We start from the raw sequence: 15,591 nt of genomic DNA on the forward strand, positions 1-15,591 counted from the left end.
ACAGGGGAGTTCGCATGCCATCAAGCCCCTCGCGGCCGACACCGACCCGGCCGTCGACGTGGCGTCCGACCGGGCGCCCCGGCCGCGCGCACTGACCCGGAACCTCCCCTCCGGCCCACTGGAGAAAGAACAGAATGCCCCGCTTCAGCATCATCGTCCCGTCCCACGGGGTCGCCGGCCGGCTCTCCCAGGCCCTGGACTCGGTCCTCGCGCAGTCCTACGGCGACTTCGAGCTGATCCCGGTCTGCGACGCCCCCGGCTCCCCGGCCGACGACGTCGCCTCCGCTCACGCCGGGCGGGACTCCCGGGTGGCCCCGGTGCACTCACCGCCGTCCGCCGGTCTGAGCGAGGCACGCAACACCGGGCTGCGGGCGGCGACCGGCGCCCACGTCCTGTTCCTGGACGGCGACGACACCCTCGCCCCGGGCGCACTGGCCGCGCTGGACGCCCGGCTGACGGAGACGGGGGATGCCACAGACGTCGACGTCCTGTATTTCGAGCACGAGCGGACCCCGTGGTGGGAGGGCGAGCCCACCAACCCGGCCGCCCCGCTGCTGGCGAAGACCCCGGCCGGCGCCTTCTCCCCGTCCCAGGCACCGCAGTTGACGGGCGTTCAGCTCCCGGCCTGGAGCGCGGCCTACCGCCGCGCCTTCCTCACTGACCACCAACTCACCTTTCCTGAGGGCCCGTTCACCGACCTCGGCTGGGGCGGCCTGGTCACCGTCGCCGCCGAGCGGATCGCGGTGCTGCGCTCGGTGGTCGTACGGCATCTGCTGCGGCGGCAGGGCAGCCGGCTCAACCTGCCGGGCGCGCACCACCACCAACTCCTCGACCAGGTCGACCTGGTGCTGACGCGTGCGGCCAAGAGCGAGCTGTCCGCCGCCCTGTTCGAGCAGCTCTTCGCGGTGGTGCTGAAGACGGCCTCCCGGCCGGAACGCCTCACGTCCGGGCACCGCGCCTTCTTCCGCCGGGCGGGACGGCTGTACCGCGCACACCGGCCCGCCGGCTTCCGCGCGCCGGGCGGGAGCGTGGGCGTGCAGCACCGGCTGCTGGCGTCGGGGGCGTACTCGGCGTTCCGGGCACTGCGCGGCGCCAACCGCTCGGCCTCGGAAGCGGCGGAGCGGGTCCCGCGCCCCCGGATGCTCCGCACCCGCCTGCGCTACGCCCTCGATCTGCGCCGCCCGCTCGACCCCAACTTGGCTGTCTACTGCGCCTATTGGGGCCGGGGCTACGCGTGCAGCCCGGCCGCGATCCACGCCAAGGCCGCTGAACTCGCCCCGCACATCCGCTCGGTGTTCCTGGTGGAGCCGGACGCGGTGGACGCCGTACCGAAGGGCGTCGAGCACGCCGTCATCGGCAGCCGAAAGTACTGGCAGGTGCTGGCCCGGGCCAAGTACCTGGTGAACAACGCCAACTTCGCCGAAGGCGTCGTCAAACGGCGCGGCAGCGTGCACGTCCAGACGCAGCACGGGACCCCGCTGAAGAAGATGGGCGTCGACCAGTCGACGTATCCGGTGGTGGCCGCGGCGACCGGCAGCTTCGCCAAGTTGCTGGGCCGGGTGGACCGTTGGGACTACAACATCTCCTCCAACCGCCACTCCACCCAGATGTGGGAGCGCGCCTTCCCGGGCTCGTACGAGGCGTTGGAGTACGGCTATCCGCGCAACGACGTCTACTACTCGGCGACCGCCGACGAAGTGGCGCGTGTGCGGCGGGAGTTGGGCGTACCGGAGGACAAGACGGCCGTCCTGTACGCGCCCACCCACCGCGACTACCAGACCGGCTTCGACACCGGCCTCGACCTGGAGGCCTTCTGCGCGGCGGCCGGCGAGGACGTCGTCGTGCTGCTGCGCGCCCACTACTTCTACGACCAGGGCCGGGCGAAGAGCAGCGGCCGGATCATCGACGTGACCGGGCACCGCTCCTCCGAGGACGTGTGCCTGGCCGCCGACGCGCTGGTCACGGACTACTCGTCGATCATGTTCGACTACGCCAACCTCGACCGGCCGATCGTCGTGTACGCCGACGACTGGTACGTCTACCGGGAGACCCGGGGCGTCTACTTCGACCTCATGGAGGCCCCGCCCGGCCCGGTCGCGCGGACGCCCGAGGAGCTGGCCCAGGTGTTCCGCGACGGCTCGTACGCGGGGGCGGAGTCCAAGGCCCTGCGGGCCGAATTCCGGTCCCGTTTCTGCGAGTTCGACGACGGGCTGGCCGCCGAACGGGTCGTACGCCGGGTGTTCCTCGGTGAGCCGCCGGAGGCGGTCCCGCCCGTGCTCCCGCTCGCGGAGCGCGTCCCGGCCCCCGCCGCCACCCTCGTAAGGAGCTGAACCCGAAGTGCCCCGCTTCAGCGTCATCGTCCCCGTCTTCAAGGTGCAGGGCTTTCTGCGCGAGTGCCTCGACTCGGTTCTGGAGCAGTCCTACCGGGACATCGAGGTGATCGCCGTGAACGACTGCTCGCCGGACGGCTGCGGCGCGATCCTCGACGAGTACGCGGCCCGCGACCCGCGCGTGCAGGTGCTGCACCTGCCGGAGAACGTCGGCCTGGGCCGCGCCCGCAACGCCGGAATGCCCCTGGCCACCGGTGACTTCCTGTTCTTCCTCGACAGCGACGACACCCTCACTCCGGGCGCCCTGCGCGCGATGGCCGACCGGCTCGACGCGAGCGGCGACCCGGACGTCCTGGTCTTCGACTACGCGCGCACCTACTGGTGGGGCGGCACCCGGCGCAACGTCCTCGCGCACGTCCTGACCGAGGTCGACGACACCTTCACGGTCGCCGAACACCCGGAGATCCTCGACCTGTTGATGGTCGTGTGGAACAAGGTGTACCGCCGGGAGTTCGTACACAAGCACACCTTCGAGTTCCCGCCGGGCTACTACGAGGACACGCCCTGGACGTTCCCGGTGCTGCTCAGCGCCGAGCGGATCGCCACCCTCGACCGGATCTGCCTGAACTACCGGCAGCGGCGGCAGGGCAACATCCTGTCCACCACCAGCCGCAAGCACTTCGACATCCACGACCAGTACGAGCGGGTCTTCGCGTTCGTCGACTCCCGCCCTGAGCTGGCGAGTTGGCGCCCCTACCTGCACCGCAAGATGGGCGAGCACTGTCTCGACATCCTCGGCAAGCCGGACCGCCTGCCCCCGTCCGACAAGGCCGAGTTCTTCCGCCGTACGGCCGAGCTGTTCGCCAAGCACAAGCCGGCGGGCGGGACCGTGGACGCGGAAGTCCGTGTCCTGGAGGGCAGTTACGCGCTGTACCGGGTCAGGCGGCAGGCGGGGCGGGCCGCGCGGCAGCTCGAACGGCGGGCGCTGCAAGCGCGCAAATCAGCGGCCGGGCGGGTCAAGGGCGGCTGGGGCGCGCTGCACGCCCGCCGGTCGCTCGACCCCAACCTCGTTGTGTACTCGGCCTTTTCGCACCGCGGGGTCCTCGGTGACCCGGCCGCCGTGTACTACAAGGCGAAGGAGATCGCCCCGCACCTGCGGGGCGTGTGGGTCGTGCAGGACGCGGAACAGGCCGCATCGCTGCCGCCGGGCGTCGATCACGTCCTCCTCAACACCCTGCGGTACCGCCAGGTCACCGCGCGCGCCAAGTGCTTCGTCAACAACGTCAACTGGCCCGGCACCCTCACCAAGCGCCCCGGCAGCGTCCACATCCACACCCACCAGGGCACCCCGCTCAAGTACATGGCGGCCGACCTGCTGGACAAGCCCGGCGCCCGCTACGGCGTCGACGTGCCGCAGATGCTGCGCCGCGCCGACCGCTGGGACCACAGCCTGGTCGCCAACCGGCACTCGGAACTGGTGTGGGAGCGGGCGTATCCCTGCCACTTCGCGTCGGCACGGACGGGCAGCCCCCGCAACGACGTCCTCGTCGGAGCAACACCGGCGGCGGGGACGGCGGTTCGGGAACGGCTCGGCATCCCCATCGACCACACCGTCGTGCTGTACGCGCCGACTCGCCGCGAGTACAGCAGGAGCGGGCACGTCGACCGCCTCGACCTGGCCCGGTTCGCGGAGGATCTCGGCCCGGACCACACCCTCGTCGTACGCCTCCACCCCACCCTCGCGACCGGTCCCGCGCGCGGTCTCGGCCTCGCGGATCTGCACCGGCGCGGGGTGCTGGTCGACGCGACCGACGAACCGTCCGTCGAGGACGTCATGCTGGCCTCCGACGCGCTGGTCACCGACTACTCGGCCCTGATGTTCGACTACGCCAACCTCGACCGGCCGATCGTCCTCCACGCCGACGACCGGGAGGCCTACGCGGCCAGCCGGGGCACCTACTTCGACGTCACCGCCGCGCCACCGGGCCATGTGTCCGGTTCCTACCGGGAGTTGGCGTGGCTGTTCGCTTCCGGTGCCTGGCGGGACGGGGACTCGACGCGACTGCGGGCCGAATTCCGGTCGCGCTACTGCGAGTTCGACGACGGGAACGCCGCCGAGAGGGTCGTACGGACACTGCTGCTGGGTGAGGACGACTGGCAGCCGTCGGCCGGATCCGCCGCACGGGTCCCCTCTCCCGCCGCCGGTCACGACCAGTTGGCGTCCTCATGAGGCCCCGCACCTGGGTGCTGGTGCTGGCCGCCGTGTTCGCGGTGCTCCAACTCGCCAATGTCACCGGCCGGGACACCCCCGACACCAAGAACTACCTGTCGTACGCGCTGAGTCTGCGCGGTGAGAGCAAGCGCGAGGCGGCGACCGTCACCATCGACTCCTACTGTGCGAGCCAGGGGGACACCGCGCGGCGCGACCAGAGCGTGAACGTGCTGAACTTCCACGGCAAGGACCCGGCCTCGCGGGTCGCGAAGAAGTGCCGGGCCGCCCAGTGGCGGGTGGTGGACGCGCAGGTGCGGGCCGGGAACAGCGGCGGGTTCATCACGCCGTTCATGCCCGAGCGGTTCATGCGGATCTTCGAAGTGCGGCCCGGATACCCGGTGTTCCTGGTCCCGTTCGTCACGCTGCTCGGGCCGGTGTGGGGGCTGTGGACGTCGAGTGTCGTCCTCACGATCGCGGGCGGGATCCTCGTGTTCCTGATCCTGCGCACGCTGTCCGTGTCGGTGCCGCTCGCGCTGACCGGGCAGGCCCTCTACTACGTCCTGCCGTGCGGGACGACCGCGATGCGCCCCATGACCGAGGGTCTGATGATGGCTCTGACGCTGGCTGCGGTGTGGGGTTGCGCGCTGGTGTCGACGGGGCGCCGTACCCGTGCCGCACTCGCCCTCGTCGGCGGTTCCCTGCTGCTCCTCTTCACGGTCAAGCACTCGCAGGCCCTGTTCCTCGGGCTGTGCCTGGCCGGTGCGGGCGCCTTGATCGCCGTACGACAGCGGCGGCGGGAGTGGGCGGTGGTCGCGGCACTCGGCGCGGCGGCGGCCGTAGGAACTCTGCTGTTGGCGGGGCTGCTGCACTACCCGTCGCAGACCGACAGCCTTCAGGACCTGCTGACCGATCACTACGCGCGTCCCGACCGGGCCCGGCTGTGGCCGGAATTCCTGCATCTGGAGGCGAACTTCTGGCTGGAGTGGACGCGGCAGCAGTTGTGGCAGCCGGTGCTCGTGGCGGCGCTGGGCGCCGGTGCGTGGGGTGCGCTGCGGCGGCCGGTGTTCGGGGTGTTCCTGATCGGGGCCGCGTTCACCGGGATCCTCACGCAGGCCGCGCACCCCGACATCAGTGTGTGGGGCGGGCGGTTGATCGTGCTGGTGTGGCTGTTGCCCGTGGTGGGCGTGCCGTTGCTGCTGGAGAGCGTGGTGCGGGGGAAGGCGGTCGTCGCGGTGCCGATGCAGGCACACGGGCAAGAGGCTCAGCCGGTGCGGTGACGCGGTCGACCCCGGCGACGAGGTGATCAGCGCTCGTCGCCGGGGTCGTAGAGGCGTCGTACTCGATGTGACTACTCGATGACGAGGTCGACCTCGATGTTGCCGCGGGTGGCGTTCGAGTAGGGGCAGACCTGGTGGGCGGTCTCGACCAGCTTGCGGCCGGTCGCCTCGTCCACGGTGTCGGGGAGCTCGACGCGCAGCGTCACCTTGAGGCCGAAGCCCTCGCCCTGCTTGCCTATGCCGACCTCGGCGGTCACGGCCGCGTCGGTGACGTCGACCTTCGCCTGCCGGCCGACGAGGCCGAGGGCGCTGCCGAAACAGGCGGCGTAACCGGCGGCGAACAGCTGCTCAGGGTTGGTGCCCTGGCCGTTGCCGCCCATTTCGACCGGAATGCCGAGCTGAAGGTCGATCTTGCCGTCGTTGCTGACCGCGCGGCCGTCACGGCCGTGGGTGGCGGTGGCTACGGCGGTGTAGATCGCGTCCATTGGAAACCATCCCTCTCGGAAGTCTTGGTGGGGGTGGCCGGCCCGGGTGTCCGGACCGCCTCACGACGGCAAGTAGAGCACACAATTCAATTGCACACAACTAAATGGCCCACTAGCGCTATCCTGGAACCATGACCACCACTCCCGCCGACACCCCGACCAGCGACTGGCTCCGCCTGGACCAGCAGATCTGCTTCTCCCTGAACGCCGCGTCACGCGCCTTCGGCGGCGTCTACCGCGTGCTGCTCAAGGACCTCGGGCTCACCTACCCGCAGTACCTGGTGATGCTGGTGCTGTGGGAGCACGGCGAACTGCCCGTCAAGAAGCTCGGCGAACACCTGCGGCTCGACTCCGGCACCCTGTCCCCGCTGCTCAAGCGGCTGGAGACGGCCGGTCTGGTACGACGTGAGCGCAGCGCCCGCGACGAGCGCTCGGTGGAGGTACGGCTCACGGACGAGGGCGTCGCCCTGCGCGAACGCGCCCTCGACGTACCGCGCCGCATCCTCGGCGCGACCGGCTTCGACATCGACGAGATCCGCGCACTGCGGACACGACTCGACGAACTCACCGGCGCGCTGGACTCGGCGGCGCTGGAGCAGGCATGACCGTGGGTTCCGGAGCAGGCATGACCAGGTGCCGCGGAGGCATTCGGCGGATGTAGAGAGCGAGCTTCACGCGTCCGCTCACATACTGCCGCCGACGCGCGAACTCCCCGTCCACGACGTCGAGTTTGACCCGGTCGGCCGGGTCGCCGGGCACCCAGCGGGACGGCAGCAGATTCGACTGCGCGACAATCCACACCCGGTCCGCACCGGCGAGCCGTGCCCGCAACTCCCCCGGCGCCACCTCCCGCCCGCTCAGCGTCCCGGACCTCGCCCCCGACTCCGCCAGCGCCAGGTCCCGCGCCCCGGCGAACGGGCCCGGATACGCCAACGCCGTCACCCGCCAGAACGACGGCAGGAACAGCACGGGGTCGCCGGGCCGCAGCTCACGGCCCGCCAGCGCGGACACGACGGCGAGGTTCTCGGGGCGGTGGGCCGCCAGGCGGTCGTTGCGGTATGCGGGGAGGCCGTGGAGGAAGGGGACGGCTACAGCCAACACGCCGGCCAGGGTGGCGAGGCGAGCTCGGGCGCGGGTGCGGTGGGGTGGGCGGCGGGCGTCCGGCCGTGCTGGGTGCGGTGGGCGGCTTTCGACTCCGGCTCCGACTCCGGCTCCGGCTCCGGCTCCGGCTCCGGCTCCGGCTCCGGACATACGGTCGAGTGGTGAGTGGTGACCACCCGGGACCAAGGCGCCGACCAACTGGGGGCGAGGTTCGACCACAGCCATTCGGCCCGCCTCATGGGCGACTTCCGGACGCAGGAGACCACCCAGCCACGGCCGACCCACCATCCCCACCAGCCAGTCCGCCCCCGCCGCCACCAACAACGGCGCCCCCGCCAGCGCGTACAGCACATACCGCTCGTGGAACAGCGGCCGGAACTGCGACACCGTCAGCAGCAGCACCGGCGGCACCACCAGCAACGGCAGCGCGACCGACGCGAGCCGTCCCGCGCCGAGTCCCAGCAGGATCAGCAGGACCGAGGTCCAGAAGACGACTCCGGTCGGCGTGACGGAGAGAAAACCGCGGGCCAGCCGCTCGGTCGTGTCCCAGTCGGGCACCCGCAGCCACGCCACCTGCCCCGACTGCCGCTGGGACACCCACGCCAACGGCAGCAGAACCCCCACCGCCGCGCCCGCAGCACGCCCCCAGCCGGCCCACACCGCCCTGGGCACTCGCGCCGCCGCCAGCGTCAACGCGTGCGCGCAGAGCACCAGTACGGCGAACTCGTGCAGCAGAAAGGTCACGGCGAGGACAGTGCCGTACGGCCACCACGAGCGCCCTTCCAGCGTTCGCACGAGGAGCAGCGTCGCCCCGGTGACCCCGGCCGCGACGAGGGCGTACGACCGGCCCTCCTGCGCGTAGTGGCCGATCAGGGGGGTGATCGCGTAGAGCAGACCGGCCCAGAGGCCGACGCGGGGGCGGGCCAGCCGTACGCCGAGGGCCGCGACCAGGCCCGCCGTCGCCGCCGCGCCGCACACCGACGGCAGGCGCAGGGCCACCTCGCCGGGGTGGACGGCGAGGACGGCGTGCAGGAGCAGGTAGTACAGGCCGTGCACCGCGTCCACGCCGTGCAGCAGCCGCCAGATCTGCGGCACCGTGCGCCGCCCCACCAGGAACGTGACGCCCTCGTCGCCCCACATGCCGCCGCGGTCGAGACCCCACAGCCCCAGCGCGAGCATGACGACCACCGGCACGACGACGGCCACGGCCTCCGGACGGGCCCACCGCATGTGCCACAGTCGCCACACGGGTCGCCTCCGCCACACCGGTCGCGTCGGCCGTCTGCGCTCGTCCTCGTCCTGGCTCTCCACGTGGCCGATTTTGTACTGTAAGCGAGCTCTTACCAACGATTGACGGTGTATTAGCATTCATGCGGCATTAACCCGGCTTACGATCCGCCATGATGAATGCCGTCCGCAGACACCGCCTCCTCGCCCTCACGCTCGCCTGGCTCGCCACCCGCGCCGGAATGCTGCTGCTCCTCGCGCACAACGGCCTGCCCCTGCTCGGCCGGGGCGCGGTCGCCCGGGAGGTGTGGCGCCTCTACTACCACTGGTACGGGGTGCTGTCGCAGGGCGCGTTCCCGGCCCACGACCACCTGTGGCAGTACCCGCCGGGCGCGGGACCGGTGCTGCTGGCCCCGGCGCTGCTGCCGGACCTGACGTACTTCCAGGCGTTCGTCGCCCTCACCCTCGCCACCGACGCGCTGATCACCGTGGTGCTGGCCCGCGCGGGCACCCGCCGCGGCCACAGCCTGCGCGGCGCCGCCTACTGGATCGTCTGCCTCCCCCTCCTCCTGGACATGCCGCTCGTCCGCTACGACGTGCAGGTCACCGCGTTCGCCGTCATCTCCCTGGTGACGTTGTCGCGCTCCACGCGTGCGTGCGGCGCGTTCGCGGCACTGGGCGCGCTGGTGAAGGTGTGGCCGGCGCTGGTGCTGCTGGGGGTGCCGAGGGGGCGGGCGACGCGGTCGGTGTGGTCGTGGGCGGTGGGGGCGGGGGTCTTGTCGCTCACGATGCTCGTAGCCTTGTTCAACAATCCTCTCGCCTTCTTGCGCCAACAGGGCGGCAGAGGCGTACAGATCGAGTCACTGGGCGGCACGGCCCTCGGCCTGGCGACCCACCTCGGCTGGCCGGGCCGGGCGCGCTACCAGTACGGCGCGATGGAGTTCACGGGACCGCACGTCTCCGCCGTCGCCGACGCCTCCCTCGCGCTCACGGCGGTCGCCTTCGGGTTCCTGCTGCTGTGGCGGATCCGGGCCCGCCGCTGGACCGACGCGACCCCCTACGACGCCGCGCTGAGCGCCGTCCTGCTGTTCACCGTGACCAGCCGGGTGATCAGCCCCCAGTACATGATCTGGCTGCTCGGCCTGGCCGCCGTCTGCCTGACCTCCCGGCACACCGCGCAGCGCCCGGTGGCCGCGCTGATCGTGGCGGCGACCGTGATCAGCGCCGTCGAGTTCCCCGGCCTGTACGGCGATGTCATCCGCAGCACGTGGACGGGCTGCGCCCTGATGGTCGCGCGCAACGGTCTGCTGGGCGCCGCGGCCGTGCTCTCCTTCGTCCGGCTGTGGCGGTCGTCGAGGCCGGTTCCGGCGACGCCGCACGCGCGCGTGCGGCCCTCCGGTCCGCACGGGGAGTCCCAGCAGTTGACCGCGGCACACTCCGGCGCCTGATTGACTGAGGCCCGGGGAGCGTGAGGGACGCGCCACCACGGATCGAGTGACATCCAGTGACGGAGGGGACTGCCGCACATGACCTGGCTGATCACCGGCGGAGCCGGCTACATCGGGGCGCACGTCGTGAGGGCGATGACCGAGGCGGGCGAACAGGTGGTCGTCTACGACGACCTGTCCACCGGCATCGCCGCACGCGTGCCCGACGGTGTGCCCGTGGTGCTGGGTTCGACCCTGGACGCCGAACTCGTGGCCCGCACCCTCGCCGACCAGGACGTCACCGGAGTCGTCCACCTGGCGGCGAAGAAGCAGATCGGCGAGTCGGTCGACCAGCCGCTGCGCTACTACCGGGAGAACGTCGAGGGCCTGCGCGTCCTCCTGGAGGCGGTGACCACGGCCGGCGTCCCGTCCTTCGTGTTCTCGTCCTCGGCGGCCGTCTACGGCATGCCGGACGTGGAGCTGGTCACCGAGGAGACGCCGTGCGTGCCCATGTCTCCGTACGGCGAGACGAAGCTGGCGGGTGAGTGGCTGGTCCGCGCCACGGGCCGCGCGACCGGCCTGTCCACGGCCTCCCTGCGCTACTTCAACGTGGCCGGGGCCGCCGCCCCCGAACTCGCCGACGTCGGCGTCTACAACCTCGTCCCCATGGTCTTCGAGAAGCTGACCGAGGACCTGCCCCCGCGCATCTTCGGCGACGACTACGCCACCCCGGACGGCACCACCGTCCGCGACTACATCCACGTGGTGGACCTCGCCGAGGCCCACGTCGCCGCGGCCCGCGCCCTCCAGGCCTCGCCCGGCCGCTCCCTCACCCTCAACATCGGCCGCGGGGAAGGCGTTTCGGTCCGCGAGATGATCGACCTCATCAACGCGATCACCGGCTACGACCGTCCCCCGACCGTCCACCCGCGCCGCCCCGGCGACCCGGCCCGCGTCGTCGCCTCCGCCGACCGCATCACCACCGAACTGGGCTGGAAGGCCAAGCACGACGTCCAGGACATGATCGCGTCGGCGTGGGAGGGGTGGGTGCGGTTGCATCCGGGGGCCGCGCGGGCCTGATGGACAGTCGCTCCAGGACGGAACGCGCCGTGGGCGCCGTCCTCGGCTCCGCCGTCGGCGACGCGCTCGGCGCACCCTTCGAGTTCGGTCCCGAAGGCGCCTTCTCCGCCCGGTTTCCGGCACCCGGCGACGGCGGTGAGATGTGCGGGGGCGGCGGCTGGGACCCGGGCGAGGCCACCGACGACACACAGATGGCCGTACTCGTCGCGGAGTCGCTGCTGGAGTGCGACGGACTCCAACTCCCGGACATGTTCCGGCGGTTCCGGGTGTGGGCAGCCGCCGACCCGAAGGACATCGGCCTGCAGACCGAGGCCGTGCTGAGCAGCGGCGACCCCTGGGACCTGGCCGCCGCGCTGCACTTCCAGACCAGCCAACGGGGCGCCGGGAACGGCGCGTTGATGCGCGCCGCCCCGTCGGCCGTCCACTTCTCGCGCGCGGGCCGCGACGCCACGATGGACGCCGCCCGCCGCATCTCCGCCCTCACCCACGGAGACCGCGCGGCCTGGGAAGGCACCGCCGTATTCCACGAGTTGGTGCGCGTCGCACTGGAGGGCCGCGACCCGCTCGACGCCGTCGAGGAGACCCTCGGGTACGTCCACCCCGGACACCGGGAGCGGTACGCCGTCGTCCTCTCCCCCGACTGGCACCCCGACCGGGCGACGGAGTTCAACGGCGCCGTCTGGCCCTGCCTCGGCTCCGCCGTCTGGGCCTTGCGTACGACTTCCTCGTACGAGGACGCCGTGCGCGCCGCGATCGACCTCGGCGGCGACACGGACACCGTCGCCGCCGTGACGGGCGGGCTCGCCGGGGCGGTGTACGGGAGCGCGGCGATCCCCGAGCACTGGACCGAGGCCCTGCACGTGCCACTGCCGGGGTTCGGCGGGCGGGTGCTGCGGGCGCACGAACTCCGGGGACTGGCACGGCGGTTGGACCGGCGGGGAGACTGACTCGCCGGGGCGGGGCGGGGGGTGGGGGGTGCGGGGTGCGGCGGAGCCCTACAGCGCCTTGAGGCCCTCCGTGGTGGCCCGGGCGAGCGCCCCCAGGTATCCCTTCGGCAGCTTCGGGCTGCGGATCACCACGGCACGCCAGTACAGGGGGCCGGAGATGAGATCCAGCGCCAGGTCCTCGTCCATGCCGGGGCGGATCTCACCACGGTGTTCCGCCGCCGCGAGGATCTTGCTGGCCACACCCTCCTGGCCCTCGCGCAACGCCTTCTGCATCGCGTCGGCGATCTCCGGATTCCGGGCCGCCTCGGCCTGCAGGTCCGGGATGATCTGCGAGGCCACCGGGTGGCGCAGGGCCCGTGACGTCACCTCGTACAGCATCCGGAGGTCACCCTCCAGCGAACCGGTGTCCGGCGTCGGCAACCCCATCACCGCAATCGCCGACACTACGTCGAGCACCAGGTGCAGCTTCGAACGCCAGCGGCGGTACACCGCCGTCTTGCCCACGCCCGCGCGACGCGCGATCCCCTCGATCGACATCCGGGCATACCCGACCGCCGCCAACTCCTCGAAGACCGCCGCCCGAATGGCTTCGGTCACATCCTCGCGGAGTACGGCCGCCCCGGCGGGGGTTCGGCGGCGCTGACGTGTCTTGGGCTCGTCGGCGTTCGTCGTCATAGCTCAAGCATAGGGGCGTTGCGACGAAACGGTTGCGTTCCGACGCGGGTGGGGCGCGTCGCGACGAAACGGACTCGTCGCAACGGGGGGCTGCCGTCGGCCGCCGGTTGCGGGGCGGGCCGGCCACGGCGGGGCAGGTGCGCGGGCGGAGGCGGAGGCGTTGCGACGCTACCGGCCCGTCGTGGGGACGGAGCCGTCCCGCCGTCGTGACGCACCCGTTCCGTCGACACGACGAACCCGACCCGTCCCCCGGACGCCACCGGCCCGTCCCCACGGCACGCCCGTCCCGCCCCAACACCAGAGCGTATCGACGCAACGGCCCCGTCCCGACGCAAACCCAGCGAACCTAACGGCCGGATCACATCCGTCACGACGAAACGGTTGCGTTCCGACGCCGAATCCGCCTACGCTCACGTTGCGACGATACGGTCCCGTCCCGACGTAAGAGAACGTAAAGAGAAGCGTAAGGAAACGCCGGGCGACGGGACACCGCAGCCGGACGCACGCATTCCCCTCCCCCCGAGCGAAAGCAGCGGATGTGAGCCAGGTCCTCCACACACCGCCCCATTCGCCGGCCCCGGCCGACGAAGACGACCTCGCGGCGCTCGCCGCCCGCCACGGCCTCACGGTCAGTGGCGCACGCCCCTCCCTGCCCGAGTACGTCCGGCAGTTGTGGGAGCGACGCCACTTCATCACCGCGTTCGCCACCGCCAAGCTGACCGCGCAGTACAGCCAGGCGAAGCTGGGCCAGGTCTGGCAGGTGATGACGCCGCTGTTGAACGCGGCGGTGTACTACTTCATCTTCGGTGTGCTGCTGGGCACCAAGAAGCACGTGCCGGACTACATCCCGTTCCTGGTGACGGGCGTGTTCATCTGGACGTTCACGCAGAGCTCGATCATGGCGGGCACCCGGGCCATCTCCGGCAACCTCGGCCTGGTCCGGGCGCTGCACTTCCCGCGGGCCGCGCTGCCGATCTCGTTCGCGCTGCAACAGCTCCAGCAGCTGCTGTTCTCGATGGCCGCCCTCTTCGTCATCCTGATCTGCTTCGGCGTGCCGGTCAGCGTCTCCTGGCTGCTCGTGATCCCCGCGCTGTTCCTGCAGTTCACGTTCAACGCGGGCGTCTCGATGGTCATGGCGCGAATGGGCGCGAAGACTCCGGACATCGCCCAGCTGATGCCGTTCATCCTGCGCACCTGGATGTACCTCTCCGGGGTGATGTGGAGCATCTCCAAGCTGACCAAGGGCGACAACCTGCCGCACCCGGTGACGATCGCCCTGGAGACCAACCCGGCGGCCGTCTACATCGATCTCATGCGCTATGCGCTGATCGACAGCTTCCACTCCAGCCAGCTCCCCCCGCACGTGTGGGCGGCGGCGACGGGCTGGGCGCTGATCGCCGGCGTCGGCGGCTTCATCTACTTCTGGAAGGCTGAGGAGACGTACGGCCGTGGCTGAGCAGACCATCGAGTACCACACCGAGCGGACCCCCGTGGCCGCCGACAGCACGATCCCCACCGTCGTCTGCGACGGCGTCGACATCATCTACCGGGTCAACGGAACCGGCGCCGGACGCGGCTCCGCGACCGCTGCCCTCAACCGCATGCTGCGCCGCGAGAAGGCCGAGAAGGCGGCGGGCGTACGCACGGTGCACGCGGTCAAGAAGGTGTCCTTCGTCGCCTACAAGGGCGAGGCGATCGGATTGATCGGCACCAACGGTTCCGGCAAGTCCACCCTGCTCAAGGCGGTCGCCGGCCTGCTCCCGGTCGAGAACGGCCGTATCTACACCCACGGTCAGCCCTCCCTCCTCGGCGTCAACGCGGCGCTGATGGGCGACCTGACCGGCGAGCGCAACGTCTACCTCGGCGGCCTGGCCATGGGCATGTCCCGGGAGCAGGTCAAGGAGCGCTACCAGGGCATCGTCGACTTCTCCGGGATCAACGAGAAGGGCGACTTCATCACGCTCCCCATGCGGACGTACTCCTCCGGCATGGGCGCCCGGCTGCGGTTCTCCATCGCCGCCGCCAAGGACCACGACGTCCTGCTGATCGACGAGGCGCTGGCGACGGGCGACCGGTCGTTCCAGCGGCGGTCGGAGGAGCGGATCCGCGAGCTGCGGCAGCACGCGGGCACGGTCTTCCTGGTCAGCCACAACAACAAGTCGATCCGCGACACCTGCGACCGCGTGCTGTGGCTGGAGCGCGGTGAGCTGCGGATGGACGGGCCGACGGAGGAGGTCCTGGAGGCGTACGAGGCCTTCACGGGCGGCGCCGACAAGCCCAAGGAGCAGGCCGGCAAGGCCGCCTAGAAGTCCTTCTGGAGGTCATCGCCCTGGAACACCCAGGTGCGGTAGACCAGGAAGCGGAAGGCGGACGCGAGCACGATCGACAGGGCCTTCACGGCATTCGCCCCGAGCGGACCGTGGAGGCCCAGGCCGTGGTAGCCGACGTAGAAGAGTCCGCTTTCCATGAGGACGCCGATGCCGCTGAAGGCGAAGAACAGCGCGATGCGGCGGGCGCCGGGGGCGTCGCGGTCGCGGTAGGTGTAGTAGCGGAAGCCGAGGTAGTTGGCGCCCATGGCGACGCAGCTGGCCAGGACCGTCGCGAGCATCGCGGGCCAACGGAGGCCGTGCAGCAGGGCGTTGAAGACCGCGAAGTTGACCAGGACGCCGCTGCCGCCGACGATCCCGAATTTCACGACTTCCAGGACGACCTTGCGCACCGGCCGGACGGGCACGGTCACACGTTCCTCGGTGAGGTTCAGAGTCACGTCTCAAGGCTTAGCGGGGCTTAGTAAGCGCTGGCCCTGATTACCCCTAAGGCACCCCATGAA

13 protein-coding genes are annotated in these 15,591 nt (G+C 71.1%); 9 read left to right on the plus strand and 4 right to left on the minus strand.

The features are described from left to right. The first annotated feature begins 134 nt into the window (after positions 1-134). The 3 genes from OC490_RS29985 to OC490_RS29995 are packed head-to-tail and all read left to right on the plus strand — an operon-like array spanning position 135 to position 5,819. A complete protein-coding gene (locus OC490_RS29985; RefSeq protein ID WP_262061133.1) occupies positions 135-2,330 on the plus strand; it encodes a bifunctional glycosyltransferase/CDP-glycerol:glycerophosphate glycerophosphotransferase in 2,196 nt (731 codons plus the stop codon). 7 nt (positions 2,331-2,337) lie between these two features. Further along, positions 2,338-4,560: a bifunctional glycosyltransferase/CDP-glycerol:glycerophosphate glycerophosphotransferase gene (locus OC490_RS29990; RefSeq protein WP_262061134.1), complete on the plus strand. Its 2,223-nt coding sequence runs from the start codon at positions 2,338-2,340 to the stop codon at positions 4,558-4,560. Beyond that, entirely contained in the window at positions 4,557-5,819 is a 1,263-nt protein-coding gene (locus tag OC490_RS29995; RefSeq protein WP_262061135.1) for a hypothetical protein, read from the plus strand. The genes OC490_RS29990 and OC490_RS29995 overlap by 4 nt, the downstream gene beginning before the upstream one ends. Before the next feature lie 71 nt (positions 5,820-5,890). Here the strand turns inward: OC490_RS29995 and OC490_RS30000 are convergent, their stop codons facing one another. Continuing rightward, positions 5,891-6,304, minus strand: coding sequence for an organic hydroperoxide resistance protein (locus OC490_RS30000; RefSeq protein ID WP_019056748.1), 414 nt, complete (start codon positions 6,302-6,304; stop codon positions 5,891-5,893). 131 nt (positions 6,305-6,435) lie between these two features. Here OC490_RS30000 and OC490_RS30005 point away from each other — a divergent pair, with 131 nt between their 5' ends. Continuing rightward, positions 6,436-6,909 carry a MarR family winged helix-turn-helix transcriptional regulator gene (locus OC490_RS30005; RefSeq protein WP_262061136.1) on the plus strand — a complete coding sequence of 158 codons (474 nt, stop codon included), beginning with the start codon at positions 6,436-6,438 and terminating at the stop codon, positions 6,907-6,909. Here the strand turns inward: OC490_RS30005 and OC490_RS30010 are convergent. Continuing rightward, positions 6,869-8,584 (minus strand): glycosyltransferase family 39 protein, encoded by a 1,716-nt coding sequence (locus tag OC490_RS30010; protein ID WP_262061175.1) that lies wholly within the window; start codon positions 8,582-8,584, stop codon positions 6,869-6,871. The two genes, OC490_RS30005 and OC490_RS30010, sit on opposite strands and share 41 nt — an antisense overlap. A 224-nt stretch (positions 8,585-8,808) precedes the next feature. Between OC490_RS30010 and OC490_RS30015 the strand changes: the two genes are divergently transcribed. From OC490_RS30015 to OC490_RS30025, 3 genes are all read left to right on the plus strand, one after another. Further along, the gene (locus OC490_RS30015; RefSeq protein ID WP_262061176.1) at positions 8,809-10,080 is read left to right on the plus strand and encodes a glycosyltransferase family 87 protein; all 1,272 of its coding nucleotides are present in this window, start codon (positions 8,809-8,811) and stop codon (positions 10,078-10,080) included. 78 nt (positions 10,081-10,158) lie between these two features. Beyond that, positions 10,159-11,139, plus strand: a complete 981-nt coding sequence (galE, locus tag OC490_RS30020; protein WP_262061137.1) for a UDP-glucose 4-epimerase GalE — start codon at positions 10,159-10,161, stop codon at positions 11,137-11,139. Next, complete coding sequence (locus tag OC490_RS30025; RefSeq protein WP_262061138.1) at positions 11,139-12,086, plus strand: ADP-ribosylglycohydrolase family protein; 948 nt, start codon at positions 11,139-11,141, stop codon at positions 12,084-12,086. Before galE ends, OC490_RS30025 begins: the two co-directional genes overlap by 1 nt. Positions 12,087-12,134: 48 nt before the next feature. On the opposite strand, the gene OC490_RS30030 is transcribed toward OC490_RS30025, so the two are convergent. Next, complete coding sequence (locus OC490_RS30030) at positions 12,135-12,761, minus strand: TetR/AcrR family transcriptional regulator (RefSeq protein ID WP_262061139.1); 627 nt, start codon at positions 12,759-12,761, stop codon at positions 12,135-12,137. A gap of 538 nt (positions 12,762-13,299) precedes the next feature. On the opposite strand from OC490_RS30030, the gene OC490_RS30035 reads away from it, so the two are divergent. Both OC490_RS30035 and OC490_RS30040 read left to right on the plus strand, forming a co-directional pair. Next, the gene (locus OC490_RS30035) at positions 13,300-14,217 is read left to right on the plus strand and encodes an ABC transporter permease (RefSeq protein WP_262061140.1); all 918 of its coding nucleotides are present in this window, start codon (positions 13,300-13,302) and stop codon (positions 14,215-14,217) included. Further along, on the plus strand, positions 14,210-15,067 hold the full coding sequence (locus tag OC490_RS30040) for an ABC transporter ATP-binding protein (protein WP_262061141.1): 858 nt from the start codon (positions 14,210-14,212) through the stop codon (positions 15,065-15,067). The genes OC490_RS30035 and OC490_RS30040 overlap by 8 nt, the downstream gene beginning before the upstream one ends. Here the strand turns inward: OC490_RS30040 and OC490_RS30045 are convergent. Continuing rightward, a complete protein-coding gene (locus OC490_RS30045) occupies positions 15,064-15,528 on the minus strand; it encodes a GtrA family protein (protein ID WP_262061142.1) in 465 nt (154 codons plus the stop codon). The genes OC490_RS30040 and OC490_RS30045 overlap by 4 nt on opposite strands. Positions 15,529-15,591: the final 63 nt, after the last annotated feature.

The sequence above is a fragment of the Streptomyces sp. STR69 genome (assembly GCF_024519455.1).
Taxonomy (GTDB): Bacteria; Actinomycetota; Actinomycetes; order Streptomycetales; family Streptomycetaceae; genus Streptomyces.

Bases quoted from the DNA above. Each gene is read 5' to 3' on its own strand.
- OC490_RS29985 (WP_262061133.1), top strand. From the start codon at position 135: ATGCCCCGCTTCAGCATCATCGTCCCGTCCCACGGGGTCGCCGGCCGG.
- OC490_RS29995 (WP_262061135.1), top strand. From the start codon at position 4,557: ATGAGGCCCCGCACCTGGGTGCTGGTGCTGGCCGCCGTGTTCGCGGTG.
- OC490_RS30000 (WP_019056748.1), bottom strand. From the start codon at position 6,304: ATGGACGCGATCTACACCGCCGTAGCCACCGCCACCCACGGCCGTGAC.
- OC490_RS30005 (WP_262061136.1), top strand. From the start codon at position 6,436: ATGACCACCACTCCCGCCGACACCCCGACCAGCGACTGGCTCCGCCTG.
- OC490_RS30010 (WP_262061175.1), bottom strand. From the start codon at position 8,584: ATGCTCGCGCTGGGGCTGTGGGGTCTCGACCGCGGCGGCATGTGGGGC.
- OC490_RS30015 (WP_262061176.1), top strand. From the start codon at position 8,809: ATGAATGCCGTCCGCAGACACCGCCTCCTCGCCCTCACGCTCGCCTGG.
- galE (WP_262061137.1), top strand. From the start codon at position 10,159: ATGACCTGGCTGATCACCGGCGGAGCCGGCTACATCGGGGCGCACGTC.
- OC490_RS30025 (WP_262061138.1), top strand. From the start codon at position 11,139: ATGGACAGTCGCTCCAGGACGGAACGCGCCGTGGGCGCCGTCCTCGGC.
- OC490_RS30030 (WP_262061139.1), bottom strand. From the start codon at position 12,761: ATGACGACGAACGCCGACGAGCCCAAGACACGTCAGCGCCGCCGAACC.